General features: G+C 68.3%; 21 protein-coding genes. 13 read left to right on the top strand and 8 right to left on the bottom strand.

The window, feature by feature from the left end:
- Positions 1 to 47 precede the first annotated feature (47 nt).
- Complete coding sequence (locus tag LC490_RS21225) at positions 48 to 1,121, top strand: nitronate monooxygenase family protein (RefSeq protein ID WP_223621522.1); 1,074 nt, start codon at positions 48 to 50, stop codon at positions 1,119 to 1,121.
- A gap of 349 nt (positions 1,122 to 1,470) precedes the next feature.
- On the top strand, positions 1,471 to 3,657 hold the full coding sequence (locus tag LC490_RS21220; RefSeq protein WP_223621521.1) for a tetratricopeptide repeat protein: 2,187 nt from the start codon (positions 1,471 to 1,473) through the stop codon (positions 3,655 to 3,657).
- 74 nt (positions 3,658 to 3,731) lie between these two features.
- Here the strand turns inward: LC490_RS21220 and LC490_RS21215 are convergent, their stop codons facing one another.
- Positions 3,732 to 4,109 carry a hypothetical protein gene (locus LC490_RS21215; protein WP_223621520.1) on the bottom strand — a complete coding sequence of 126 codons (378 nt, stop codon included), beginning with the start codon at positions 4,107 to 4,109 and terminating at the stop codon, positions 3,732 to 3,734.
- Positions 4,110 to 4,508: 399 nt separating this feature from the next.
- On the opposite strand from LC490_RS21215, the gene LC490_RS21210 reads away from it, so the two are divergent.
- The 5 genes from LC490_RS21210 to LC490_RS21190 all read left to right on the top strand — a co-directional run bounded on the left by LC490_RS21210 (position 4,509) and on the right by LC490_RS21190 (position 10,709).
- On the top strand, positions 4,509 to 5,159 hold the full coding sequence (locus LC490_RS21210) for a hypothetical protein (protein ID WP_031371348.1): 651 nt from the start codon (positions 4,509 to 4,511) through the stop codon (positions 5,157 to 5,159).
- 487 nt (positions 5,160 to 5,646) lie between these two features.
- Positions 5,647 to 6,093, top strand: a complete 447-nt coding sequence (locus LC490_RS21205; protein WP_318025801.1) for a VOC family protein — start codon at positions 5,647 to 5,649, stop codon at positions 6,091 to 6,093.
- Positions 6,094 to 6,332: 239 nt separating this feature from the next.
- Positions 6,333 to 6,560, top strand: coding sequence for a hypothetical protein (locus LC490_RS21200; RefSeq protein ID WP_031371346.1), 228 nt, complete (start codon positions 6,333 to 6,335; stop codon positions 6,558 to 6,560).
- A 127-nt stretch (positions 6,561 to 6,687) separates the two neighbouring features.
- Positions 6,688 to 9,159, top strand: a complete 2,472-nt coding sequence (locus LC490_RS21195) for an excinuclease ABC subunit UvrA (RefSeq protein WP_223621519.1) — start codon at positions 6,688 to 6,690, stop codon at positions 9,157 to 9,159.
- Positions 9,160 to 9,482: 323 nt separating this feature from the next.
- The gene (locus LC490_RS21190; protein ID WP_223621518.1) at positions 9,483 to 10,709 is read left to right on the top strand and encodes a nuclear transport factor 2 family protein; all 1,227 of its coding nucleotides are present in this window, start codon (positions 9,483 to 9,485) and stop codon (positions 10,707 to 10,709) included.
- Positions 10,710 to 10,957: 248 nt separating this feature from the next.
- Here the strand turns inward: LC490_RS21190 and LC490_RS21185 are convergent, their stop codons facing one another.
- Both LC490_RS21185 and LC490_RS21180 read right to left on the bottom strand, forming a co-directional pair.
- Positions 10,958 to 12,475 (bottom strand): YifB family Mg chelatase-like AAA ATPase, encoded by a 1,518-nt coding sequence (locus LC490_RS21185; protein ID WP_223621517.1) that lies wholly within the window; start codon positions 12,473 to 12,475, stop codon positions 10,958 to 10,960.
- Positions 12,476 to 12,483: 8 nt separating this feature from the next.
- Complete coding sequence (locus LC490_RS21180) at positions 12,484 to 12,750, bottom strand: accessory factor UbiK family protein (protein ID WP_031371342.1); 267 nt, start codon at positions 12,748 to 12,750, stop codon at positions 12,484 to 12,486.
- A 276-nt stretch (positions 12,751 to 13,026) separates the two neighbouring features.
- On the opposite strand from LC490_RS21180, the gene LC490_RS21175 reads away from it, so the two are divergent.
- Positions 13,027 to 13,365, top strand: a complete 339-nt coding sequence (locus LC490_RS21175) for a P-II family nitrogen regulator (RefSeq protein WP_031371341.1) — start codon at positions 13,027 to 13,029, stop codon at positions 13,363 to 13,365.
- A 97-nt stretch (positions 13,366 to 13,462) separates the two neighbouring features.
- Here the strand turns inward: LC490_RS21175 and LC490_RS21170 are convergent, their stop codons facing one another.
- Positions 13,463 to 14,404, bottom strand: a complete 942-nt coding sequence (locus LC490_RS21170; protein ID WP_223621516.1) for a LysR family transcriptional regulator — start codon at positions 14,402 to 14,404, stop codon at positions 13,463 to 13,465.
- Positions 14,405 to 14,549: 145 nt separating this feature from the next.
- On the opposite strand from LC490_RS21170, the gene LC490_RS21165 reads away from it, so the two are divergent.
- Entirely contained in the window at positions 14,550 to 15,578 is a 1,029-nt protein-coding gene (locus LC490_RS21165; protein ID WP_255611064.1) for a YeiH family protein, read from the top strand.
- Positions 15,579 to 15,696: 118 nt separating this feature from the next.
- Positions 15,697 to 16,299, top strand: coding sequence for a hypothetical protein (locus LC490_RS21160; RefSeq protein WP_223621514.1), 603 nt, complete (start codon positions 15,697 to 15,699; stop codon positions 16,297 to 16,299).
- 217 nt (positions 16,300 to 16,516) lie between these two features.
- Here LC490_RS21160 and speE read toward each other — a convergent pair whose 3' ends face one another.
- A complete protein-coding gene (gene speE, locus LC490_RS21155; RefSeq protein WP_223621513.1) occupies positions 16,517 to 17,368 on the bottom strand; it encodes a polyamine aminopropyltransferase in 852 nt (283 codons plus the stop codon).
- Positions 17,369 to 17,660: 292 nt separating this feature from the next.
- Here speE and speA point away from each other — a divergent pair, with 292 nt between their 5' ends.
- From speA to LC490_RS21140, 3 genes are all read left to right on the top strand, one after another.
- A complete protein-coding gene (gene speA / locus LC490_RS21150; RefSeq protein ID WP_223621512.1) occupies positions 17,661 to 19,550 on the top strand; it encodes an arginine decarboxylase in 1,890 nt (629 codons plus the stop codon).
- 9 nt (positions 19,551 to 19,559) lie between these two features.
- Entirely contained in the window at positions 19,560 to 19,811 is a 252-nt protein-coding gene (locus LC490_RS21145; protein WP_031371335.1) for a YciI family protein, read from the top strand.
- A 242-nt stretch (positions 19,812 to 20,053) separates the two neighbouring features.
- Positions 20,054 to 20,968 carry an NAD(P)-dependent oxidoreductase gene (locus LC490_RS21140; RefSeq protein ID WP_051884671.1) on the top strand — a complete coding sequence of 305 codons (915 nt, stop codon included), beginning with the start codon at positions 20,054 to 20,056 and terminating at the stop codon, positions 20,966 to 20,968.
- Positions 20,969 to 21,142: 174 nt separating this feature from the next.
- Here the strand turns inward: LC490_RS21140 and LC490_RS21135 are convergent, their stop codons facing one another.
- The 3 genes from LC490_RS21135 to argS form a co-directional block, all read right to left on the bottom strand.
- Entirely contained in the window at positions 21,143 to 21,556 is a 414-nt protein-coding gene (locus LC490_RS21135; protein ID WP_223621511.1) for a hypothetical protein, read from the bottom strand.
- Positions 21,557 to 21,944: 388 nt separating this feature from the next.
- Positions 21,945 to 22,889 (bottom strand): SPOR domain-containing protein, encoded by a 945-nt coding sequence (locus LC490_RS21130; RefSeq protein ID WP_223621510.1) that lies wholly within the window; start codon positions 22,887 to 22,889, stop codon positions 21,945 to 21,947.
- Complete coding sequence (gene argS / locus LC490_RS21125; protein WP_031371331.1) at positions 22,890 to 24,578, bottom strand: arginine--tRNA ligase; 1,689 nt, start codon at positions 24,576 to 24,578, stop codon at positions 22,890 to 22,892.
- Between the last annotated feature and the right edge of the window lie 81 nt (positions 24,579 to 24,659).

Here is a 24,659-nt window from a genome sequence, read left to right as displayed (position 1 = left end):
GCCGGTGTCATCCTGACGGCCCGCATCCCCGATTGAGGCGCGACGCCATGTGGCCCGACCGTCGTATCCAGGACTTGTTCGGCATCCAATTGCCGATTGTGCAGGCGCCGATGGCCGGCCCGACCCTCGCCGACATGGTGATCGGCGCTGCCCAGGCCGGCGCGCTGGGTTCGTTGCCCTGCGCCCTGCTCAGCGTCGAACAAGCGCACGAGCAATGCCGGCTGATCCGCGCCGCGACCGATCGGTCGCTCAATCTCAACTTCTTCTGCCATCGCCCGGCGCCCGCCGATGTCGCGCGCGAATCGGCCTGGCGCGAGCGCCTGGCGCCGTATTACCGCGAGTTGGGCCTCGACCCGGCGATGCCGGTACCGGCGTCGAACCGCACCCCATTCGGCGACGCTTACTGCGAACTGGTCGAAGAAGTGCGGCCGGAAGTGGTCAGCTTCCACTTCGGTCTGCCTGAGCCGCGCCTGCTCGATCGTGTCCGCGTCGCCGGTGCGCGCATCGTGTCCTCGGCGACCACGGTCACTGAAGCGCGCTGGCTGGAAGCGCAGGGCTGCGACGCGATCATCGCCCAGGGCGCCGAAGCCGGCGGCCATCGCGGGCTGTTTCTCGGCGACGATCTCGAGGTCTCGACCCAGGTCGGTCTGTTCGCATTGTTGCCGCAGGTGGTCGATGCGGTGCGGGTGCCGGTGATCGCCGCCGGCGCCATCGCCGATGCGCGCGGCATCGTCGCTGCGTTCGCGCTCGGCGCCGCTGCGGTGCAGATCGGCACCGCCTATCTGTTCTGTCCGGAGGCGAAACTGTCGCCGCTGCACCGGCAGGCCTTGGTTGAAGCGCGCGACGACCAGACCGCGCTGACCAATCTGTTCACCGGGCGTCCGGCGCGCAGCATCGTCAACCGCCTGATGCGCGAAGTCGGGCCGATATCGGCGCTGGCGCCGGCGTTCCCGCTCGCCGGCGGCGCGCTCGCGCCGCTGCGCGCGCAGGCCGAGGCGGCCGGCGCCGCCGATTTCATGTCGTTGTGGTCGGGGCAGGCGGCGCGCCTGGGCCGCGAACTGTCGACCTACGAACTGACCCGGACCCTCGCCGAGGAAACCCTGGCGCGGTTGCGGCGCTGAGCGCCGGCGTCGGCGCGACGTGCCGCGCTCGTTGCGAATTGAGACTTAATGCGGCTTCTCGCGCCTGTTTGCGCAAGCGGCGCGACTGCTAAGCTCGGCACGACCGCCGGACGGCGACGTCATGTCAGGCGCAAGCCGGCAGGCGTCGTGGCCTTCCGGGCTGCGATGCCGGCGGCCGAATTCCGCAGGTCGTTCCGTCGTCGTCCACCGATCGCTGCGGACCGGCATGGGGCTGAGTTTTTCCCGGGGCTGATCGAAGCTGCAGGGGAACGCGACGGGCGTGCGCACGATACCGGCGCATGCCGACGCTGGCGTTCGCCTCGTGCCGGGATCGGATAAGGATGGTCTGATGCGTTTGTCGTGTTCTGCCTCGCGCCTGAACCGCGAAGCCGAAGTGAGCACCGGATCGAAGCGCCACCGCGCTTGGGCGATGTGGGCCCTGCTGCTGGTGTGCGAGTGGTCGTGGGCGCAGGGCGTGTTGGTCGGTTGTCCGGGCGCCACGCCGGCGCGCGCGTTGCCGGAACCGGCGCTGTGCCTGCAACGGGCGAAGCTGGCGCCGGCGCAGGCCGCGGGCGAGAGCGGGGCCAAGGCCTTGTTCGCGCAAGCCAAGACCCAACTCGATGCCGGCCATATCGAGGACGCCGAGCGCTCGCTCGATTGCGCCGAGGCGGTCATCGGCGGCGAGGGCGATGCCGCCCTGCGCTACGAACTGGAGCGGCGGCGCGGCATCCTCGACTTCCGCCGCGAGTGGATCCCGCAGGCGCTGGCGCGGTTCGAGTGCGCGGCCAGCCTGTCGAGCGCGCTCGACGATTCGGCCGCGACCGCGCGCGACCTCAGCAACGTCGGCGCCGCGCTGCGCCGTCTCGGCGACTTCCGCGGCGCCTTGCGCAGCCTGACCGCCAGCCTCGACCTGCAGCGCAAGCGCGGCGAGGTGTCCGGCGCAGTCTTGAACAACATCGCCGACGTCTACCGCGAACTGCGCGAGACCGATACCGCGATGCGCTATTACCGCGAGGCCTTGGCTTCGTATCGGGCCAAGGGCGAGCCGGTCGAGGCCGCGCACGTGCTGGAGACGATGGCCGAGCTGGCGCTCGACAGCGGCGATGCGCCGCAGGCCTCGGCCTGGTTGCAGGAGGCGCTGAGCGTATACCGCGCCGGCGGCAACCGCGTTTACGAATTGCGCGTGCACGATGGCCTGACCCGGGTGGCCTTGGCGCAGGGCGACCTGGCCCAGGCGCAGCGTTGGAGCGCGGCCGCCCTGGCCCTGTCCGATACCTGGAAGCTGCCATTGCCGCCGGCGCTGCAGCTGCAGATCGCCCGCACCGCGCAGTTGTCCGGGGCGACCGCCGCGGCGACCACGCGCTTGCGCGAAGCCCTGGCGATGATGCCCGAAGGCGACCCGATGCGGGTGCCGCTGCTGCAGGAACTGGCCACCGCGCAGGAACGCGCCGGCGATGCGCCGGCCGCCAACGCCACCTTGCGCGATGCCTACGGCAAGGCGATCGCGCTGGCGCACGCCCAACACGACCGCCAGCTGGACTGGTTGCGGGTCCGTTTCGAGTCGGCCGAGCAGCAACGCACCATCGCCGCGCTCGAAAGCGAAAACCGCCTGCGCAGCGCGCAGTTCCGCCAGCGCACCCTGCTGTTGGGCTTCGCCGCGGCGCTGGCGGTCGCGGTGTTGCTCGGCTTCTTGCTGTTGCAGCAGCGCCGCCATCAGCGCGCGCGTTTGCGCGAGGAGGCGCAGCGGGTGCGTCACGAAGAGGAACTCGCCCGTTACCGGCGCGAAGCGGATGCTTTGGCCGAAGACCGCAGTCTGTTGCAGGGCTTGCTCGACAGCCGCGACGAGCCGTTGTGCCTGCTCGACGCCGAAGGCCAGGTGCTGGCGGCGAACCGCGCCGGCCGGCTTTGGCTCGGCGCGCGCGAGGACGAGGTCCTGGTCGGGCAGCCGGTCTCGGCCTTCGTCGGCGAAGCCGGTCGCGCCGCCCTGGCCTCGGCGCTGGAGCGCATGGAAGACAGCGCCGCGCAACGCGTGCAGATCGCCGCGCGCGAGGGCGCGCCCCTGGTCGCGACACTCGAACCCTGGGCGGGTGGCGACGGCTTGATCCTGCTCGCTCCGCACGACCGCGAAGCCGCCGCGCCGCCGGCGTCGTCGCCGTCGCCGGTCGAGATCGCAGCCGAGCCGGCCGATGCCGGCGCCGAGCCGTCGGTGCGCGACGGTTTCCGCCGCAGCCTGGTCGAACTGATGCTGGCCTCGATCGAGGCCTGGGAACGCACCACCGGCACCAGCCGCCTGGAGTTCGCCGAGAAAAGCCGGATCTGGCGGGTCAACATCGACGACGGCCGGTTACGCGCGCGCGCCCTGGAACGCTACCTCACCGTCGCCAAGTTGCCGCGCAACCCGCGCTGGCGCGACGTGCTGCGCTCGGCCTATTTCGTGCTCGGCCGTTGCGACGGCTTGGCGCCGGAAACCCGCGTTTCGCTGCAGCACTGCGTCGATGCGGTGCTGGCCTACACCCGGCGAGACGCCCTGGTCTGACCGACGCGACGTTCCCTGTCGCGTCGGTCAGTGGAACGCTGGCTGTAGCAGTCGGAAAGGCGCTCAGGGAGCGCTCAAGGTTTCGGCGGGCAGACCGCGCAGGCGCCGCTCAGGCCCTGCTCGAGCCGATAGCGCTCGTGGTGGCTGCCGTCCAGGTATTCCTTGGGGCCGAGCACGAACGGCACGGCGTCCTTCAGCGGCGCGACGATCTTGCAGTAGCTGACGATGGTCTCGGTGGCCGTGGCCCAGTCGTCGTCTTTCTCGACGATGCCGCACTTGTTCATCAGCTCGTGCAGCTGCGGGCCGTCGAATTCGAACCTGGCGACGATCTTCGGCGCCTCCCTTTCCTTGATGCACCAGTCCGCTGCCACGACCTCGTGGGCCCGACCGGCGAGCGGCGATGCGAGCAGGGCGCCGAACGCGAGGGAGACGACTGCGCGGGACAGGGACATGGGCGATCCGAAGAAGAAGGGGCGTGTCTCCAGAGTAGGTGCAGCGGCGCGGCCGACGCCAGTTCGGTCGCGGGTATAAAACGGGAATCAATTCGCCTAAGGCCTTGTTTCTTATGGTGCCGCGCCCTCGCCGTGCTCGGCGCCGGCCGGCGCCATGCCTTGCGAAAGCGCCGCTGCCTGCGCCGCAGCCGGGTCTCGCCGCGTTTTCGACCCGCCTTGCGCCCGGCATGGCCCGGCTTCGTCCTTGGCCGCGGCGGCGGCGCTGCCTAGCTTGGATTCGGCGCCACACCAGCGCCGAGACGCCGGGGAACGGGTGCCGCTTCCCCAGGCGTCGAGTCCAAGGACGGCACTCCAGTCCGTATCGCCCCTCCGAATCCATCACCTCGCAAGGAATCGCCAATGAAGTCGAAGTCTCTCGCCGCCGCAGTCGTCCTGCTGTTGGGCAGCACCTACGGTGCATCGGCATTCGCCGCCAGCAACCCGGTCGACACGGCCGGCATCCAGCACAACATGTACCTGGGCTGCCTGCTCGACACTGGAGCGACCCAAGCCACCTCGTTGGCCTACGTGGTCGACAAGTGCGGTTTCGACGCCGGCATGTCGACCGAACAGTTCGTCAAGGCCAACCAGCCGATCCTCGAGATCGAACCGACCCTGCCGCTGGCGCAGAAGATGGCCTCGCAGCGCGCTCGTTACAGCGCCTACGAGTTCTCCTTCTTCGAGCGCATCGACCAGGTCGTCGCCAAGGCCGCCGACCTCGACCAGGCCGACGCCATGTTCGCCGAGCTGGAAGCCGAAGCCATCGCCCAACTCGACGCCAAGTCGCGCAACGGCAAGACCATCCTCGGCGGGCTCAGCGTCGCCCGTCATTCCAGCCAGTTCTGGGCCAAGCACGTGGCCGAGACCGGCGGCGTGTCCAGCACCGGCAAGCGCCGCTGGTGGCACTGGGTGATCATCGTGGCGGTCGACGTCGGCGGTTACCTGCTGTCGGAGAACGTCGGCACCGCGGCCAGCGCCTCCAGCACGGCCAACGACATTCTGACCCCGTAAGCAAGGCTCGGCTTCGACCGAGCGCGGGCGATACATGGCCCCGTCGGTTGCCGCGAGCCGACATCGAAGGACGAAACCAGCCCGGCTGCAGGATGCGGCCGGGCTGTTTCGTTTGCGGGCCGGATGGACGAGCACCCCGAATCGGGTCGGCATCGCGCTGCTGCGAGCGCCGGTGCGGCCTTGACCGCGCGGGCGCGCCGGTCATCGCCCAGCGCTTGAGCCCCCGCGGTGCGGCGTGGCAGGATCGCGCGGGTGAACGGCAGGCCGCAGCGACACGGCCGTGCACGAGTTCGCGCCCGCGGGACGCGTCGCGATAGATGTCGCCATGGATTCGGTTCGCGGCAGTCGTTACAGCGCGCGGGCCGATGCGGCGCCCGCCGCCATCGGCAAGCCACGGCGCTGGGGACCCGGGGATCCTGCCGTGCGGGGAGGCCGGCGACCCAATCGATCAGGAATCGAGAAGCGCCGAACGCGACCCGCGCCTAGCATGACAGCACGTACCCCAACCCACAGGACGACTGCCATGAACATCAGCATCCACGCGTGCTTCCTCCCGCATAACGACGCGGACGCGGCAATGACTTTCTACCGCGACACCCTCGGCTTCGAAGTGCGCAAGGACGTCGCTTACGGCGGCATGCGCTGGATCACCGTCGGCCCGGCCGGCCAGCCGGCGACCTCGATCGTTCTGCATCCGCCCGCCGCCAGCCCGGGCATCACCGACGAGGAGCGCCGCACCATTGCCGAAATGATGGCCAAGGGCACCTACGGCATCATCACCCTGGCCACGCCCGATCTCGACGCCACTTTCGCGCGGCTCGAATCCGCCGGCACCGAAATCGTCCAGGAGCCGATCGATCAGCCCTACGGCGTTCGCGACTGCGCGGTGCGCGACCCCTCCGGCAATCTGATCCGCATCAACCAACTGCGCTGAGCCGCCGAGCGAATGCCGTCATGACCCGCAGCGACGTCGCCGGCACGGCCACCGACCTCGCTAGCGGTGCGGCGCCGGCCTCGTCTTGGCCGGCGCCGGCGCCAACGCGACGGAGCCGGTCGTCGATCTCGATCGCTCGGCATGGCCGTCGATCCCCGTCACACGCTTCCACCACCGACTGAGCGCGTCCGCCCGGCAACCCGCCGGGGCCGGGTGGCCGGTCTTCGCAGGAGGTCCTCGTGAACTGGAACAAATGGATTCGGCAGATCCACCGTTGGCTATCGATGATCTTTACGGTGACCGTGATCGCGACTTTCATCGCCCTCGCGCAGGAAAAGCCCATCGTCTGGGTATCCTACGTGCCGCTGGCGCCGCTCGCCTTGTTGCTGCTGTCCGGGCTGTATCTGTTCGCGCTGCCGTATGCGAGCAAGTGGTTCGGCAAACGCGGCGGCGCAAGCGGGCCGTAAACCGCGCGCTCGCCGCGCATCGCCTCCTTGTATGGTGGCTGCCCCTGCCGGCGGCCGCATCGATTCGCCGCAATATCGCCGCCGCATCGCCGCAACCGCGGCGATGCGGCGGGCAATGCATCCAGCGATGAACCCCACGAGCCCGACCGCGCCGACGCAGACCGCGCAGGCGTTCCGCCCCACCGATGGAGACACGATGAGCAAGGCCACGAGGAAGAACACGCAGTCGTCCGCGCCGCACGCCGCCGACCGCCATGACCTGATCCGCGTGCAGGGTGCGCGCGTGAACAACCTCAAGGACCTCAGCGTCGAGTTGCCGAAGCGCCGCCTGACCGTGTTCACCGGTGTGTCCGGGTCCGGCAAGAGCTCGCTGGTGTTCGGCACCATCGCCGCCGAATCGCAGCGGCTGATCAACGAGACCTACAGTTCCTTCGTGCAGGGTTTCATGCCATCGATGGCGCGGCCGGAGGTCGACGTGCTCGACGGCCTGACCACGGCGATCATCGTCGACCAGGAACGCATGGGCGCCAACGCCCGCTCCACCGTCGGCACCGCCACCGATGCCAATGCGATGCTGCGCATCCTGTTCAGCCGCCTCGGCAAGCCGCACATCGGTTCGCCCAACGCCTACTCCTTCAACGTCGCCTCGGTGCAGGCGGTCGGCGCGATCACGGTCAAGGGCGAGACCAAGCGCCAGACCTTCAACCGCACCGGCGGCATGTGCCCGCGTTGCGAAGGCATGGGCCGGATCTCCGACATCGACCTGACTCAGTTGTACGACGACAGCAAGTCGATCAACGACGGCGCGATCACCATCCCGGGCTACAGCATGGACGGTTGGTACGGCCGCATCTACAACGGTTGCGGTTTCTTCGACCCGGACAAGCCGATCCGCAAATTCACCAAGAAAGAACTGCACGATCTGCTGCACAAGGAGCCGACCAAGATCAAGGTCGACGGCATCAACCTGACCTACGCCGGCTTGATTCCGCAGATCCAGAAGTCGTTCCTGTCCAAGGACGTCGATGCCCTGCAGCCGCACATCCGCGCCTTCGTCGAACGCGCGACCACCTTCAGCGCCTGTCCCGACTGCGGCGGCACCCGCCTCAGCGAAGCGGCGCGCTCGTCGAAGATCGGCAAGATCAACATCGCCGACGCCTGCGCGATGCAGATCAGCGACCTCGCCGACTGGGTGCGCGGGCTCAAGGAGCCCTCGGTCGCGCCCTTGCTCGCCAAGCTGCTGCACACCCTGGATTCGTTCGTCGAAATCGGGCTGGGTTATCTGTCGTTGGAACGGCCGTCGGGCACCTTGTCGGGCGGCGAAGCGCAACGCACCAAGATGATCCGCCACCTCGGCTCGTCGCTGACCGACGTCACCTATGTCTTCGACGAACCGACCATCGGCCTGCACCCGCACGACATCCAGCGCATGAACGAGTTGCTGCTGCAACTGCGCGACAAGGGCAATACCGTGCTGGTGGTCGAGCACAAGCCAGAAGCGATCGCGATCGCCGACCACGTCGTCGACCTCGGCCCCGGCGCCGGCTCGGCCGGCGGCACGGTCTGCTACGAAGGCAGCGTCGAAGGCCTGCGCGCCAGCGACACCCTGACCGGTCGCCACCTCGACGACCGCGCCTCGCTCAAGCCGAGCGTGCGCAAGGCCAAGGGCCAGCTGAAGATCCGCGGCGCCAGCAAGCACAACCTGCGCAAGGTCGATGTGGATATTCCGCTCGGCGTGCTGTGCGTGATCACCGGCGTGGCGGGTTCGGGCAAGAGCTCGCTCGTGCACGGCTCGCTGCCGGCCGACGAGACGGTGGTGTCGGTAGACCAGGGCGCGATCCGCGGCTCGCGCCGCAGCAACCCGGCCACCTATACCGATCTGCTCGAACCGATCCGCAAGGCCTTCGCCAAGGCCAACGGGGTCAAGCCGGCCTTGTTCAGCGCCAACTCCGAAGGCGCCTGCCCGACCTGCAACGGCGCCGGCGTGATCTACACCGACCTGGCGACGATGGCCGGCGTGGCGACCACCTGCGAGGACTGCGAGGGCAAGCGCTTCGAGGCCTCGGTGCTGAAGTACAAATTCGGCGGCCGCGACATCAGCGAAGTGTTGGCGATGCCGGTCAGCGAGGCCGAAGCCTTCTTCGGCGCCGGCAAGGCGCACACGCCGGCCGCGCACGCCATCCTGCAACGGCTGGTGGATGTCGGTCTGGGCTACCTCAGCCTGGGCCAGCCGCTCACCACCTTGTCGGGCGGCGAGCGCCAGCGCCTCAAGCTCGCCACTCACATGGCCGAGAAGGGCGGTATCTACATACTCGACGAACCGACCACCGGCCTGCACCTCGCCGACGTCGAACAACTGCTCGGCCTGCTCGACCGCCTGGTCGACTCCGGCAAGTCGGTGATCGTGATCGAGCACCACCAGGCGGTGATGGCGCACGCCGACTGGCTCATCGACCTCGGCCCCGGCGCCGGCCACGACGGCGGCCGCGTCGTCTTCGAAGGCACCCCGGCCGAGCTGGTCAAGGCCAAGTCCACGCTGACCGGCAAGCATCTCGCGGACTACGTCGGCGCTCGAGGGAAGCCGTCGAAGAAGTCCTAGGACGGTTGGCTCGGATCGTCGTCGCGGCGCCGAGCCATCGAGGCAAGCGCGGGCAGTGGCCTGCGGTTCCTGTCCGTGCCCACGTTCTACACCGGGCTTCGAAAAGGTCGAGCACCAAAAAGGTCGAGCTTCAAAAAGACCGAGTTCCAAAAACGTCGAGCTTCAAAAAGACCGAGGGCACGACGCCGGACGCTGGGCGGCAGGCGCAGCCGCGGCCGAACGCCGCCTCCTGAAACACGTTTCCGGACTCCGCGAACGCCTTCCAAGATATTGTGGCAAAAGGAAAATCGGCAGCATGCGGGCTTCTCAAACAGGAACCCGCCATGGCAAACCTGCCGTTCACGCCAGCTACCATCCGTGCCGCACCGCTACGCGCGATCCTCGTCCGACTGCTGGCTTGCGCCTTCGTGCTTTTGTTGTCCGGCGGCGTGGCGCATGCCGGGCCGCCTGCCGATGACCGCCAGGTCGCCGCGGTGATCCAGGACTACCTGCAGGGGAGTTCCTACAACCGGACCGAGCAGCTTCGACGCGCGTTCCATCCCAGTGCACGCCTGTACCTGAGCCAGGGGGCGAGCGGCATGCGGGAGGTGGGGGTCGAGGAGTATGTCGGCTGGTTCAGCAAGAACCCGGACCAGTTCAATGGGCGATCCGGCCGTCTGATCAGCGTGCAGGTCGACGGCAACATCGCGACCGCGAAGGCGGAGATCCTGGTGGGCAAGGATCAGGCGCGCTACGTCGACCTGTTCCTGCTGAAGAAGCTCGGCGACGCGTGGCAGGTCATCAGCAAGACCGCGACCCGCTACCAGGCGCCGGCTCATGGCCGCCAGGTGCTGCTGGTCGTGTCCAATGTCGGCACGATACCCGGCACCCGCCTCAGCGCCGGCAACAGCTTTGCGGAGCTGATCCACGCCTACACCGCCTTCCGCGAAGCCGGCTACGGCGTGCAGTTCGTCAGCCCCGAAGGCGGGGCCGTGCCGCTGGCCTATATCGACACCCGCGATCCGGAGCACACGGCCAGGATCTACGACGGCGACTTCATGTGGGCCTTGGCCAATACGCGCAAACCCGAGGAGGTGAATGCGGTCGACTATGCCGCGCTGATGTACATCGGCGGCAGCGCCGCGATGTACGGCGTCGTCGACCACCCCGGCCTCAAGGCCCTGGCGGCCCGCATCTATGAACAGCAGCAGGGCATCGTCTCGGCGGTTTGTCACGGCAGCGCAGGCCTTGCGAACCTGACCTTGTCCGACGGCACGGCGCTGGTCAGCGGCAAGCGCGTCACCGGCTATCCCGATGCCTTCGAAGACAAGCAAGCGCCGTACTACAAGGCCTTGCCGTTCTCGCTCGAGCAGCGCCTGCAGGAGCGCAAGGGCCTGTTCCGTTACGGCGCCCGCAACACCTCGCACGTGGAAATCGATGGCCGGCTCATCACCGGCATGAACTGGCAGTCCACCCGCGACGTCGTCAAGGCCATCCTCCGGCAGTTGGATGCGTCGGGCGCGCCGGTAGCGACATCGCCGGCAGCGCCATCGCAAGGTTCGAGCCGCTAGCCGATCTCGTCGAAGCCGAGTCCACGCTTGCCGGCAAACCTCCAGCGGAGTGAGTCGCATCGATTGGGGACGATCAGATCGAACGCCGAGGCGTTGGCTCCGTGGGTAGGAGCGACGCGAGTCGCGACCGCGCGCTTACGGTCTCGCATCGCATCGAGCCACTCAGATCGAACGCCTGAAGCCTCCGTCACTAAAACGGCGGCGTGCTTTATTTGAGTCGCCGATCGCCCCATGAGTGCCAAGCTGCTCTAGGCAGCGGCCTCGCGCTCGCCACGCCGATACCCGATCGCCTCGGTCAAATGCGCCGTGGCGATCTGCGGGCTTTCGGCGAGGTCGGCGATGGTGCGCGCGACCCGCTGGATGCGGTGCATCGAGCGCGCCGACAGTTGCAAGGCATCGACGGCGCGTTCGAGCAGAGCGTGGTCGGATTGGCTGAGGCGGCAGGTCGCGGTGGTCTCGGCCTGGCTGAGTTGCGCGTTGGTCTTGCCGCTGCGCGCCAGCTGGCGTTGGCGCGCGGCGACGACGCGCTCGCGGATGACGGCGCTGCTTTCGCCGCTGGGTTGGTCGGGACGCAGCGCCGAGGAGGGCAGGCGAGGCACCTCGATGTGCAGATCGATGCGGTCGAGCAGGGGCCCGGAAATGCGCGCGCGGTAACGGCGGATCGCTTCGCCGGCGCAACGGCAACGCCCGCTGCAGTCGCCGGCCCAGCCGCAAGGGCAGGGGTTCATCGCCGCGACCAGTTGGAAGCGCGCCGGGAACTCGGCGCTGCGCGCCGCGCGCGACACCGTCACCACGCCGGATTCGAGCGGCTCGCGCAGGACTTCCAACGCGCGCCGTTCCCACTCGGGCAGTTCGTCGAGAAACAGCACGCCCTGATGCGCGAGCGAAATCTCGCCGGGGCGCGGATCGGCGCCGCCGCCGACCAGGGCGACCGCGCTGGCGGTGTGGTGCGGCGAGCGGAACGGGCGTTCGCGCCAGCGCGCCGGGTCGAGGCCGTGGCCGTGCGCGCCGCCGGCGACCGAAGCGATCGCCGCGGTCTCCAGCGCTTCTTCTTCGCTGGCCTCGGGCAACAGGCCGGGCAGGCGCGAGGCGAGCAGGGTCTTGCCGCAGCCGGGTGGGCCGATCAGCAACAGATGGTGGCCACCGGCGGCGGCGATTTCGAGCGCGCGCCGCGCCTGCGCCTGGCCGCGCACATCGCGCATGTCCAGGCCGGGCGCGCGCAGCAGCGGCGCCGCCTGGGCCTGCGGCAAGTCGGCGCGGCCGCAAAGCATGGCGCAGACTTCGAGCAGGGTGCGGCCGGTGCGCGCTTCGACGCGGCTGGCGAGTGCGGCCTCGGCGCCGTTGCCGGCCGGCACGATCAGGCGGCGCCCGAGCGCGGCCACCGCGAGCGCGGCAGGCAGCACGCCGTCGATGGCGCGCAGCTCGCCGGTCAGGCCGAGTTCGCCGAGGAACTCGTACTCGTTGAGCGCTTCCAGCGGGATCTGACCGCTCGCGGCGAGGATGCCCAGGGCGATGGCGAGGTCGTAGCGGCCGCCGTCCTTGGGCAGATCGGCCGGAGCCAGGTTGACGGTGATGCGCCGCTGCGGAAATTCGAACTGCGCGCACTGGATCGCGGCACGGACGCGGTCCTTGGCTTCGCGCACCGCCGCTTCGGGCAAACCGACGATGGACATGGTCGGCAGGCCGCCGCCGAGGTGGACCTCGACCCGGACCGCAGGCGCACGGACGCCCGATCGCGCACGGCTGTGCACGAGTGCCAGGTTCATGGCGGGGCTCAGTGCTGGGGCGTGGAAGCGTTGTCGAGTTGCGCTTCGAGCTCGGCGACGGTGCGCTGGAGTTCGTCGAGCTTCTCGCGGGTGCGCAGCAATACCGCGCGTTGGACTTCGAATTCCTCGCGGGTGACCAGCTCGAGCTTGGACAGGCCGGTCTGCAGTACGGACTTGAAGTTCTGTTGCATTTCCTCGCGGCCTTCGCGCAGGCCCGGGGGCAGCAGAGAGCTGAGGCGGCGAGCGAGGTCGTCGATGTAGTTCAGGTCGATCATGTGGGGAAAGCTCCTCCGGCAATGGGGTCAGCTTGACCGCCGGACCGGGACCTCGCCGTCGGCCGGGGCCGTGGCGGGTTGTCGGAAAAGTCCGAAGTGGATGACGCGGTCACTACATCACGGCGCCGGCGAGGCCCGCAAGCGCTTTGTCCTCATCGTCCAACGGAGCGCGCGGAGGCGGTGTGAACGGCGTCCGACGGGCGGCGTGACCCGCGTCGGACCTAGGTCGCGACCGCGTGGCACGTTATCCTGCGCGGTATTGCAAGGAGATCGACGATGAAGATGGTCATGGCGGTGATCAAACCGTTCAAGCTCGACGACGTACGCGAGGCGCTGGCCGAGGCCGGCGTGGCCGGCATCACCGCGACCGAGGTCAAGGGCTTCGGGCGCCAGAAGGGGCATACCGAGCTGTACCGCGGGGCCGAGTACGTGGTCGATTTCCTGCCCAAGATCAAGCTCGAAGTCGCGGTGACCGACGATCAGGTCGACACCGTGGTCGAGGCGATCATGAAGGCGGCCGGCACCGGCAAGATCGGCGACGGCAAGATCTTCGTCTGGGACCTCGAACGCGCGGTGCGCATCCGCACCGGCGAGATGGACGGCGACGCGCTGTGAGCGAACGCCGCCCGGCGCTGCCGGCGCGGCGCCATACGATGGGCTCCTGCGACGGCCGATCGACCGCGAACGAAGCGGCCATCGTTCAGGTCGGACCTTAGCGTCGTCGAACCGGCCCTCGTGCCCGCGCCGGGGCTGAGACGACTGCCTCGCCCTGATCGAGAAAGGCCTGCAACGCCGGCGCGCGCGGTCGATTGACCAATTCCAGCCGATACAGCGGGCGCGTCATCGACGCGTCTTCGTCGAGCTTGATCGTGCGCACGCGTTGCATCGTCACCAGGTCGGCGACCACGGTTTCCGGCAACAAGGCGATGCCGGCGTCGGCGGCGACGGCGTGCGCGATCGCTTCGTTGCTGCCGATCTCGATCACCCGCGCCGGTTCGATGCCGCGCGCGGCGAACAGCGACTGCGCGACCTGGCGTGTGCCCGAGCCCTGTTCGCGCACCAACCAGGTCTGGCGGGCAAGTTCGGCGAGGGAAGGGCGGCGCTTGGCGCCTAGCGCGCTGTCGGCGGCGGCGATCAGCCGCAACGGTTCGCTGCGCCACAGGCTGGCCTGGATGCGCGCATCTTCGACCGCGCCCTCGACGAAACCGACGTCGACCCGGCAATCGATCACCGCGCGGCTGATCTGCTCGGTGTTGCCGACCACCAGCTCCACCGTCAGCCCGGCATGGCGCCGCACGAACGGGCCGAGGCTCTGCGGCAGCCAATACGCCGCGACGGTGGTGCTGGCGCCGATGCGCAGGCTGCCCTGGCGCAGTTCGACGCGGTCGCGCACGTCCTCGCTGGCGATGCGTTCCAGGGCGAAGATCGCCCGCGCATGCTCGAACACCGCGTTGCCGTGATCGGTCAGCTGCACGCCGCGCACCGCCTTGGTTTCGGCGCCGCTGCGTTCGATCAGGGGCAGGTCGAGTTGGTGTTCGAGTTCGCGCACCGCCTTGGACACCGCCGACTGACTGACGAACAAGGCTTCGGCGGCGCGCGAAAAGCTTTGCTGTTCGACCACGGTCAGGAACACGCGCAGCAGGTGCAGGTTCATGGCATGAGCTTAATTCATGGATACTTGAATTATATGTATTGGACTCCCCGGGTGCGCGGGCCTACCTTGGCGCCGCTGTCGATCCGCCGCTGCCCTGGAGTTCCCCGCCGTGTCCGTCCTGAACCCGTCTTCGTCCGCCTCGTCCCTGCAATCGGGCCTGACCCGCTCGCCGGGGTTCTGGCCGGGGTTGGCGCTGGCGGCGGCGATCGCGGGCGCGGCGATGGCGCTGGCCTCGCTGCCGGCCTTGCAGGCCTGGGGCCTGAGCGCGCTGACCTTGGCGATCGTACTCGGCATCGTCGTCGGCAATACCGTCTTTCCGGCGTTTGCGGCCGCCGCCGGCAGCGGCGTGGACTTCAGCAAGGGCACGCTGCTGCGGCTCGGCATCGTGCTGTACGGCTTTCGCGTGACCTTCCAGGAGATCGCCGGGGTCGGCGTGGCCGGCTTGGCGATCGACGCGGTCGTGGTGGCCGGCGTGTTCGGCCTGGCCACCTGGCTGGGCACGCGCTGGCTCAAGCTCGATCGCGAGACCTCGATGCTGATCGGCGCCGGCAGCGCCATCTGCGGCGCTGCCGCGGTGATGGCGGCCGAGCCGGTGGTGCGCGCACAGGCGCACAAGGTGTCGGTCGCGGTCGCCACCGTGGTGGTGTTCGGCACGCTCGGCATGTTCGTTTATCCGATGCTTTATCCCTATCTCGGGCTCAGCGAACACGCTTACGGCGTGTATGCCGGCTCGACCATCCACGAAGTCGCCCAGGTCGTCGTCGCCGGCCGCGCGATCGGCGAGTCGGCCGCGTCGGCGGCGGTGATCGAGAAGATGCTGCGGGTGATGCTGTTGGCGCCGTTCCTGTTGCTGCTGTCGTCGCGGATCGGCGCCGCGCCGGGCGCGGCGAAGTCGAAGATCGCCGTGCCGTGGTTCGCGCTGTGGTTCGTGGCGGTCAGCGGCTTCAACTCGCTGCAGCTGTTGCCGGCGCCGTGGAAGGCGGCGATCGTGCAAGTCGACACCGTGTTGTTGGCGATGGCGATGGCCGCATTGGGCTTGCGCACGCATGTCGGCGCGATCCGCCAGGCCGGCCCGAAGCCGATGCTGCTCGCGGCGGTACTGTTCGGCGTGCTGACCATCGGCGGTTACGGCTTGAATGTCGGTGTGGCGAAGCTGTTCGGTGCCGCAGGTTGACCACTCATGTCGGCCAGGCATCGATCCGCCGCAGCATCCTTCATTCCTGCGCTCGCGTATTTCGAATGGCCGCCCCGGAAGGGCGCTAAGCGCGGATGCAGCTGAAAAGCACATACATTTGGCAGTGTCGAACCGCCGATCTCCACTGTTAGGATCGAATGTCCACACAGGGGGTTCGGAATACATGAAAGCACACATCATCGCGGCCGCCACCGCGGTCCTGTTCGTTGCGGGCGTGGGGACGAGTTATGGCGCCACGAAGAAGCCGCAACCTACCGCCGCGACCTATCGCGACAAAGCGCCTCAAGAGGCGGCCAAGGCGTTGACGGAAATCGCCTTGGTGCAGGCCGGCAAGAATGGCAGTTGGGAGCGGATCGGCGCCGGCCGGGTGTATTACCTCGGCGGCTTGAAGGCGCAAGGGCAGTCGGTGTTCGACGCGATTCTCTCGGGCAAGCACGAGGACAGCGATGTGTATCGCATCGCGCGCGCGTACGCGGAGGCCGGGGAGTGGGCGAAGGCCAAGCCCTTGTTCGATCGGTTCATCGCCGGCAACCGCGACGATGCCAAGGCGCATGCGGAAATCGGCGCGCATTACCTGTTGCAAGGCGATCGCGCGACGGCCGAACGCATGTTCGATCGGGCGTTCGAGCTGGAGAACGACAATCCGTGGATCACGGAATATGTCGCGGGCGCTTATATTGGGGTGAAGCCGCAGGAGTAAGTACGAGCGATGGCGGGGTTGGTTACTGCCTGCGCGGTCATCGGGAAGTAACGGCAACGACGGGTGGATAGATCGCCATCGACCGACGGCAGATTTCGCAGCTCAGTCGAAACCGCTGCAAAGCAACGTTCCTGCGGTTGCCGTAACAAAAAGCCCCGCGTGATCGGGGCTTTTTTTATAACCGACACCGAGCGCGATCGATCGCGCCGCGCGGGGCTTACTCGCCCAGCGCTTCGGCGACGAAGGCCGGGGTCGACAGCGCGCCGCGGTGGATGCCGGCGTTGTAGTACTTGCTGGCGAAGGTCTTGGCCTGGGCGTCGGCTTCGCGGAACTCGAAGTTGCCGCTCTTGCGCGCCAGGGTGCAGCTCCACCAGCCGGTCGGGTAGCATGGCTGCGGGAAGGGCAGGGTCTTGAAGGTCTTGAAGCCGGCCTTGCCCATCTCGGTGCGCATTTCCTTGATCAGCTCGATCAGCATCAGCGGCGATTCGGACTGCTGCACCAGGATGCCGTCCTCGCGCAGGGCGCGGAAGCAGCTTTCGTAGAAGGCCTTGTTGAACAGGCCTTCGGCCGGGCCGACCGGGTCGGTAGAGTCGACGATGATCAGGTCGACGCTGTTCGGCGCGCGGTTGGCCATGTAGGCGATGCCGTCGTCGAACAGCAACTGCGCGCGCGGGTCGTCGTTGCGGTCGCACAGTTCCGGGAACCACTTCTCGGCCATGCGCGTGACCTGCTCGTCGATGTCGCATTGCACCGCTTCGGTCACGCCGTCGTGCTTGAGCACTTCGCGCAGGGTGCCGCAGTCGCCGCCGCCGATGATGACGACGTTCTTCGGCGCGCGATGGGTGAACAGCGCCGGGTGCGACATCATCTCGTGGTACAGGAAGTTGTCGCGCGTGGTCAGCATCACCGCGCCGTCGATCAGCATTAGGTTGCCCCAGTCGGTCGTCTCGAAGATTTCGATCTTCTGGAACGGCGATTGGACTTCATCGAGCTTGCGGGTGACGCGGTAGCCGATGGACGAGCCGGTCGGCTCGAAGTTTTCGTAGTGCCACGTCGGTTCGGTAGTCATGCCGTTGCTTCCTGATAAAGGCCGTGCGGGTTGGGCGTCGCTGCTGGGGCGGGTGTCGCTGCGCGGGTGTCGCGTCGGTCCGCCGGTGCGGAGCCCGGCAGCGGGTTTCGAGGCCAGGCTTTCGAGGCCGGGGGCGCGGATTGTAGCGGACCCATATGAAACGGACCGTATGAACGGATATCGCGAGTGGCCCGGGTTTGCCGATCCGGCCGATCCCGGCGCCCGCGGCGGGTCCCCACCGGGGGTACGGCCTGTAGAATGCGCCTTCCCCACTTTGTCTGGTAACACGCCGATGTCCGACTGGTCGCTCGATCAGGCCCGCAAGACCTACTCGATCCCCCACTGGTCCGAAGGGTATTTCGACATCGACGCCGCCGGCCGGATCGCGGTGAGCCCGCGCGGCGAGCGCGGCCCCACCGTGGCGCTGCCCGAGGTGGTCGACGCCGCCCGCGCCGCCGGCGCCAAGCTGCCGATGCTGGTGCGCTTCCCGGACATCCTCGGCGACCGCCTCGGCAAGCTGCAGAGCGCCTTCGCCCAGGCCATGCGCGACTGGGACTACGCCGGCGGCTACACCGCGGTCTACCCGATCAAGGTCAACCAGCACCAGGGCGTCGCCGGCACGCTGGCCTCGCACGCCGGCGAAGGCTTCGGCCTGGAAGCGGGCAGCAAGCCCGAGCTGATGGCGGTGCTGGCGCTGAGCCGGCCCGGCGGCCTGATCGTCTGCAACGGCTACAAGGACCGCGAGTACATCCGCCTGGCCCTGATCGGCCGCAAGCTGGGCATGGAAACCTACATCGTCGTCGAGAAGCCGTCCGAGCTGCAGGTCGTGTTCGAGGAAGCCAAGGCCCTCGGCGTGAAGCCTGGCCTCGGCGTGCGCATGCGCCTGGCCTCGCTCGGTGCCGGCAAATGGCAGAACAGCGGCGGCGACAAGGCCAAGTTCGGCCTCAGCCCGCGCCAGGTGCTGGACTTGTGGAAGCAATTGCGCGACAGCGGCCTGCAGGACTGCCTGGGCCTGCTGCATTTCCACATGGGCTCGCAGATCTCCAACGTGCGCGACATCGCCAACGGCATGCGCGAGGCGACCCGCTATTTCATCGAGTTGTCCAAGCTCGGCGCCAACGTGCGCTACATGGACGTCGGCGGCGGCCTCGGCATCGACTACGAAGGCACGCGTTCGCGCAGCTATTGCTCGATCAACTACGGCGTCAACCAGTACGCCTCGAACATCGTGCAACCGCTCGCGGAAGCCTGCCAGGAATACGGCCTGACCCCGCCGCGCCTGGTCACCGAGTGCGGCCGCGCGATGACCGCGCACCACGCGGTGTTGGTCGCCAACGTCTCGGAGATCGAAGAGGCGCCGGAAGGCCGCGTGCCGCCCGCGCACGACGACGAGCCGGCAGTGATCCGCCACCTGCGCGAGATCCACGACGAACTCGACCAGCGCCCGGCGGTGGAGCTGTTCCACGAGGCCCAGCATCACCACGGCGAGGGCCTGTCGCTGTACGCGCTCGGCCAGATCGACCTGACCCATCGCGCCCGCATCGACGATCTGTTCTATGCGATCGCGCATGCGGTGCGCGCGCGCCTGGACGGCAGCGAAAAGAGCCATCGCGACCTGCTCGACGAATTGAACGAGCGGCTGGTCGACAAATATTTCGTCAATTTCAGCGTGTTCGAGTCGATGCCGGACGTGTGGGCGATCGACCAGGTGTTTCCGATCGCGCCGATCGAGCGCCTCAACGAAGTGCCGGACCGGCGCGGCGTGATCGCCGACCTGACCTGCGATTCGGACGGCAAGATCGACACCTACGTCGAGAACGAAGGCCTGGACACTTCCTTGCCGCTGCACGCCTTGAAGCCGGGCGAGAGCTACCGCCTGGGCTTCTTCCTGGTCGGCGCGTACCAGGAAATTCTCGGCGACATCCACAACCTGTTCGGCGACACCGATGCGGTCGAAGTGCGGGTGGACGGCGACGGCTATCGCCTGGCCCAGCAGCGCCGCGGCGACACCACCGACGTCATGCTGGACTACGTCGGTTACAAGCTGGCCGACCTGCGCGAGGCGTATCGCAGCAAGGTCGCCGCCGCCAATCTGCCGGCCGACGAGGCGCGCCGTCTCGACGAGGCGTTGGAAACCGGTCTGACCGGCTACACCTATCTCGACGACTCGCCGGTGGCCTGAGCGATGACGATGAATCGCTATCTGGTGATGGCCATGCGCCTGCCGCAGTTCGACACGGCCCAGATCGGTCCGCATCGTGACTTCCTCGACGAGTTGCGCGGGCAGGGCCGGCTGGAACTGGCCGGCGGCTTCGGCGACAAGAGCGGCGGCGCCTACGTGCTGCGCGCGTCGGATCTCGACGAGGCCCGGGTGTTGGCGTTCCGCGACCCGCTGCATCTCAGCGGCTCGTCGCGGATCGACGTTTACGAATGGCAGGCCTGAGCCAGGGCTGAGCCCGGGTTGAGCAGCGCAAGACGCCGCATTCACCGCGCGCGGCTTGGCGCGTTCAGGCAGCAGGGGAGCCTGTAGACCCAGACTGGGACGCATCGACGTCGTCCGGCAACGCCGGTCGCACGACGGCCGGGCGGGATCGCGGTACTGTCCACATCCGGTCGGGCGGTCCGCCGACGGCGCGACATCATGGTTTTTTGAAATATTTAGCGCCCGTAGGGCAGAAGGTCGAAATGAAAGTAGGGGTAATCGGTCTGGGAGCCATGGGCGCGCCGATGGCGCGTTACGTGCATAGCAAGGGCGTGCTGACCGCGGTGGGCAACCGGACGCAGGCCAAGGCCGATGCGATGGCATCGGAGCTGGACGTGCGTGCGGCGCGCTCGGCGGCCAACTTCGCCGATTGCGATCTGGTCGTGCTGTGCGTGTCGCTCGACGCCGACGTGCTGGAGAACGTCGCCGCCCTGGCCGAAGTGCTCAAGCCCGGCGCGATCGTGGTCGACCATTCGACCGTATCGGTCGAAACCGCACGCCGCGCCGCCGCGCTGTTGGCGGTGCACGACATCGGCTTCCTCGACGCGCCGGTGTCCGGCGGTGTCGAAGGCGCGCGCAACGGCAAGCTGTCGATCATGGTCGGCGGCGACGAAGCCCAGCTCGAGCGCGTGCGCGACGTCATCGATACCTATGCCGCGCGCATCACCCATATGGGCGCGACCGGTGCCGGTCAGGCGACCAAGGCCATCAACCAGATCCTGGTCGCCGGCATCAACGAGGCGGTCTGCGAAGGCCTGGCCCTTGGCGAGAAGCTCGGCCTGGATCCGGAACGCCTGTTGCCGACCTTGATGGCCGGCGCGGCCAGCAACTGGTTCCTCGACAAGCGCGGCGCGACCATGCTGCGCGACGAGTTCGCGCCCGGCTTCAAGTGCCTGCACATGCTCAAGGATCTGCGCATCGTCCAGGGCATCGCCCGCGACAGCGGCATCCGCACCCAGACCATCGATCAGGCCGTGGCGGATTACGCCGAGCTGATCGAACGCGGTTACGGCGAGTCGGACACCTCGGCCTTGATCGCGCTCAAGCGCGCGCGGCCGGCGCTGGTGGTCGAAGAATCGGATGCGGCGCCGGGGGCTGCGGCCAGCATCGAGGCCTGAGCGCTAGCCGGATTCCAGCGAACAACGAAAACCCGCACGCTGCCAGCGTGCGGGTTTTTTGTTGTGTGGCGGATACGGTTCGCTACCGTTGCGTTCGACTGGCGGTGCGCGGTCGCGGCTTGCGCCGCCCCTAACCTGGGAGCGTGCGGCGCGAGGGCCGAGTGGAGGTGCGGATCAGCGCGTGGCCGGCCGGCCGCGTCGTTGCGCGATGCGTTCGCCGAGGATGGCGCCAGCGAAAGCGGCGATGACGGTCAGGACGATGGCGAGCACGTTGTAGCGCAGCGCGCCGGCCAGCGACCGCATCGGCAGCGGGCTGTCGGGGAGGGCCATCGAAACGATCGTCCACAGGGTCAGCACCCACATCGCCACCATCAGCAACAGGGCGATCCAGCGGAAATGCACGTGGCGCGCGATCGCGCCGCCGACGCCCATGGCGATCAGGGCCCCGAACACGTCGAGCAGCGGAATCGCGCCGACGCCGGTCTCGATCGCCTGGCTCGCGTCCAACCCCAGGAACTTGATGAAAATGCCGAACAACAACAGCACGCCTGCCGCACTCAGGCAGCCCAGAAGAATGCGCTTGTCCATCCGATCCCCAACGACTACGTAGCGGGCGCAGTCTACTTCGACGCTCGTGCGACGCAGGGTGACCGGCGTCGCGCTGTGGCCGGGCGCGCTGCCGGAAGGTGGCGCTGCGCCGACGCGCGGTGACGCATCGCGGCAGTTTTTGCCCGGCGAGTCGGCGACTCGGGTACGGCGAATGCCGGGCCGGGCGAATCTCCGGTCGCCGGATGCGCACGCGCTCGGAGGCGAATGGTCGGTGGAAGGCGATGCAGCGTTGCAGGCCGTCAATGGCGCGAGTACCGGATCGCGGTCTTGCGCGGGGATCGCGGCCAACAAAAAGCCGGGCTTGCGGCCCGGCCTTTTCTTTTGCGCCTGTTTCCTTTGCGCCTGTCGCAGCCGCAGCGGCGCCGGCTTACTGCACCTTGATCGCCATGCCGGGCAGGCCGCCGTCGGCGAGCTTGCGCTTGGCGTCGGCCAGGTCGCTGGCCGTGCCGTAGGGCCCCATACGCACGCGGTACACGGTCTTGCCGCTGATCTGCGCCGATTCCACGCGCGCGCCAAGGCCGAGCATCGCGATCTTGGCCTTCATTTCCTCGGCCTGTCCGGAAGCCTGAAAGGCGCCGGCTTGGAGCAGATAGCGGGTGTTGTCGCTGGCCGCGGCGGGCTTGGCGACGTTGCCCTGGGTCGCGGCGACGGCCGGCGGCTTCGGCGTGACCGAAGTGGCCGGCGGCGGGGTCGCGCTGGCGACCTGGACCGGCGGTGCGGCGGTGCGGGCCGGCTCGACGGCGATGGTGTCGACCGGCTTGGGCAGGCTGACGGTGGTCGCGGTGGTGCTCGAGGCGGCGGCCGGCGTTCGCGTCGGCGGCGCGGTCTGCACCGCGGTCGCGGCCTGCACCGGCTGCGGCTGGGTCGCGGCGGTCTGAGCGTTCCTGCGCTGTTGGGCGGCGCGGCGCTGCTCTTCGGCGGCTTCGGTCGCGGCGAGTTCGGCATCGCTCATCTCGACTTCCTTGCCCGGCAGCAGGGTGTAGAAGTCGTAGTCGGTGCCGTCCTTACCGTCCTTGCCGGTCTTGTCGTCGTCGGCCTTGGCGTCGGCCGCATCGGCGTTGCGCGCCGGCTTGGCCGCCGCGTTGCTGTCCTCGGGTGCGACCGGCTCTTCATCGGCCGTGACCGCGGCCGGCTGGGCGTCGGGGTTCGGCTGCGGACGGAAGAAGCCGTCGCCGTCGGACTTGAGGTACTTGGGCGCGACCAGGATCAACACGACACCCAGCAGCAGCCCGATCACGCCCCAGGCCCAGCCCGGCAGGCTGTCGTTGCCCTGGTTGCGCTTGGCCTGAGATTTTCCGCGTCGTGCTGCCACTTACATTACCTCCGGGGCGTTCACCCCAAGTAGTTCGAGACCGTTCGCGAGCACCTGGCGCGTCGCCGCGGCCAGCACCAGGCGGGCATGGCGCTGGGCGTCGTCGTCGACCAGGAACTGGTGGTCGTTGTAATACGTCTGGAAGGTCTGCGCCAATTCGAGCAGATAACCGGCGATCTGGTGCGGCTCGAGGTCGCGGCCGGCGACCGCGACCACGTCGGGATAGCGCAGCAGGGTCACGATCAGCTCGTGAGCGGCGGCGTCGTTCAGGTCCAGCGGCTGGGCCAGGCCGTGCGCCGCGTCATAGGACAGGCCGCGCTCGGCGAGTTGGCGCATCAGGCCGCACATGCGCGCATGCGAGACCTGGACGTAATAGACCGGGTTGTCCATCGACTGCGAACGCGCCAGGTCGATGTCGAAGGTCAGCTGCGAATCGGGTTTGCGCGCGATCAGGAACCAGCGCACCGCGTCGCGGCCGGCTTCGTCGATCAGGTCGCGCAGGGTCAGGTAGCTGCCGGCGCGCTTGGACAGCTTCACTTCCTCGCCGCCGCGCATGACCGTGACCATCTGGTGCAGCACGTACTCGGGCCAGCCTTGCGGAATGCCGGCGTCGAGCGCCTGCAGGCCGGCGCGCACGCGCGCCAGCGAGCCGTGATGGTCGGCGCCGAGTTCGGTGATCGCGCGCTCGTAGCCGCGCTGCCACTTGCTCAGGTGATAGGCGACGTCCGGCACGAAGTAGGTGTAGGTGCCGTCGGACTTGCGCATCACGCGGTCTTTGTCGTCGCCGAAATCGGTCGAGCGCAGCCACAAGGCGCCGCCTTCTTCGTAGGTGTGGCCGTGGGCGATCAGCTCGCGCACGGTTTCCTCGACTTTCTCCTGCTCGTACAGCGAGCTTTCGAGGAAGTACACGTCGAAGCCGACGCCATAGGCAGCCAGGTCGGCGTTCTGCTCGCGGCGCAGATAGGCCACGGCGAAACGGCGGATCGCGTCGAGATCGTCGACGTCGCCGGCACCGGTGATGCTGTGGCCGTCGACTTCGACCGTGGCGCCGTCGAGATAGGCGCGGGCGACGTCGGCGATGTAATCGCCGCGATAGCCGTCCTCGGGCCAGTCGGTGTCGCCGGGCGTGCGCCCTTGCGCGCGCGCCTGCACCGAGATCGCCAGGTTGTTGATCTGCACGCCGGCGTCGTTGTAGTAGAACTCGCGCGCGACGTTCCAGCCGTTGGCGCCGAGCACGCGCGCGATGCAGTCGCCGATCACCGCGGCGCGGCCATGGCCGACGTGCAGCGGGCCGGTCGGATTGGCCGAAACGTATTCGACGCCGGCGCGACGGCCGGCGCCGCTGGCGTTGCGGCCGTACTGCGCACCCTGGGCGAGCGCCTCGCCGAGCTGGCGGCGCCAGGCCGCTTCGTCGACGTGGAAGTTGATGAAGCCCGGGCCGGCGATCTCGACCCGGCCGAGATCGGCGCTGGCGGGCAGGGCCTCGATCAGCTTCTGCGCGATCTCGCGCGGATTGCTGCGCGCCGGCTTGGCCAGCAGCATCGCGGCATTGGTCGAGAAGTCGCCCTGGGCGCGGCTCTTGGGGCGCTCGATGACGAAATCGGGCGTGGACAGGTCGGCCGGCACGGTGCCGGCTGCGCGCAATGCGTCGATGGCCTGCGCGACGAGCGCATGTAGGGTGGCTTTCACAGGGGACTTTGCGATTCGCAGGGCATTACGGAACCGCGCATTTTACCCGTATCGAACGGGCTTGCGCGGGCGATCGACGGC

This window comes from Lysobacter sp. ESA13C (assembly GCF_019970005.1).
Lineage (GTDB): Bacteria > Pseudomonadota > Gammaproteobacteria > Xanthomonadales > Xanthomonadaceae > Lysobacter > Lysobacter antibioticus_B.
Note: the sequence above shows the minus strand (reverse complement) of the source record. Positions and strands in the feature narration are given on the sequence as shown.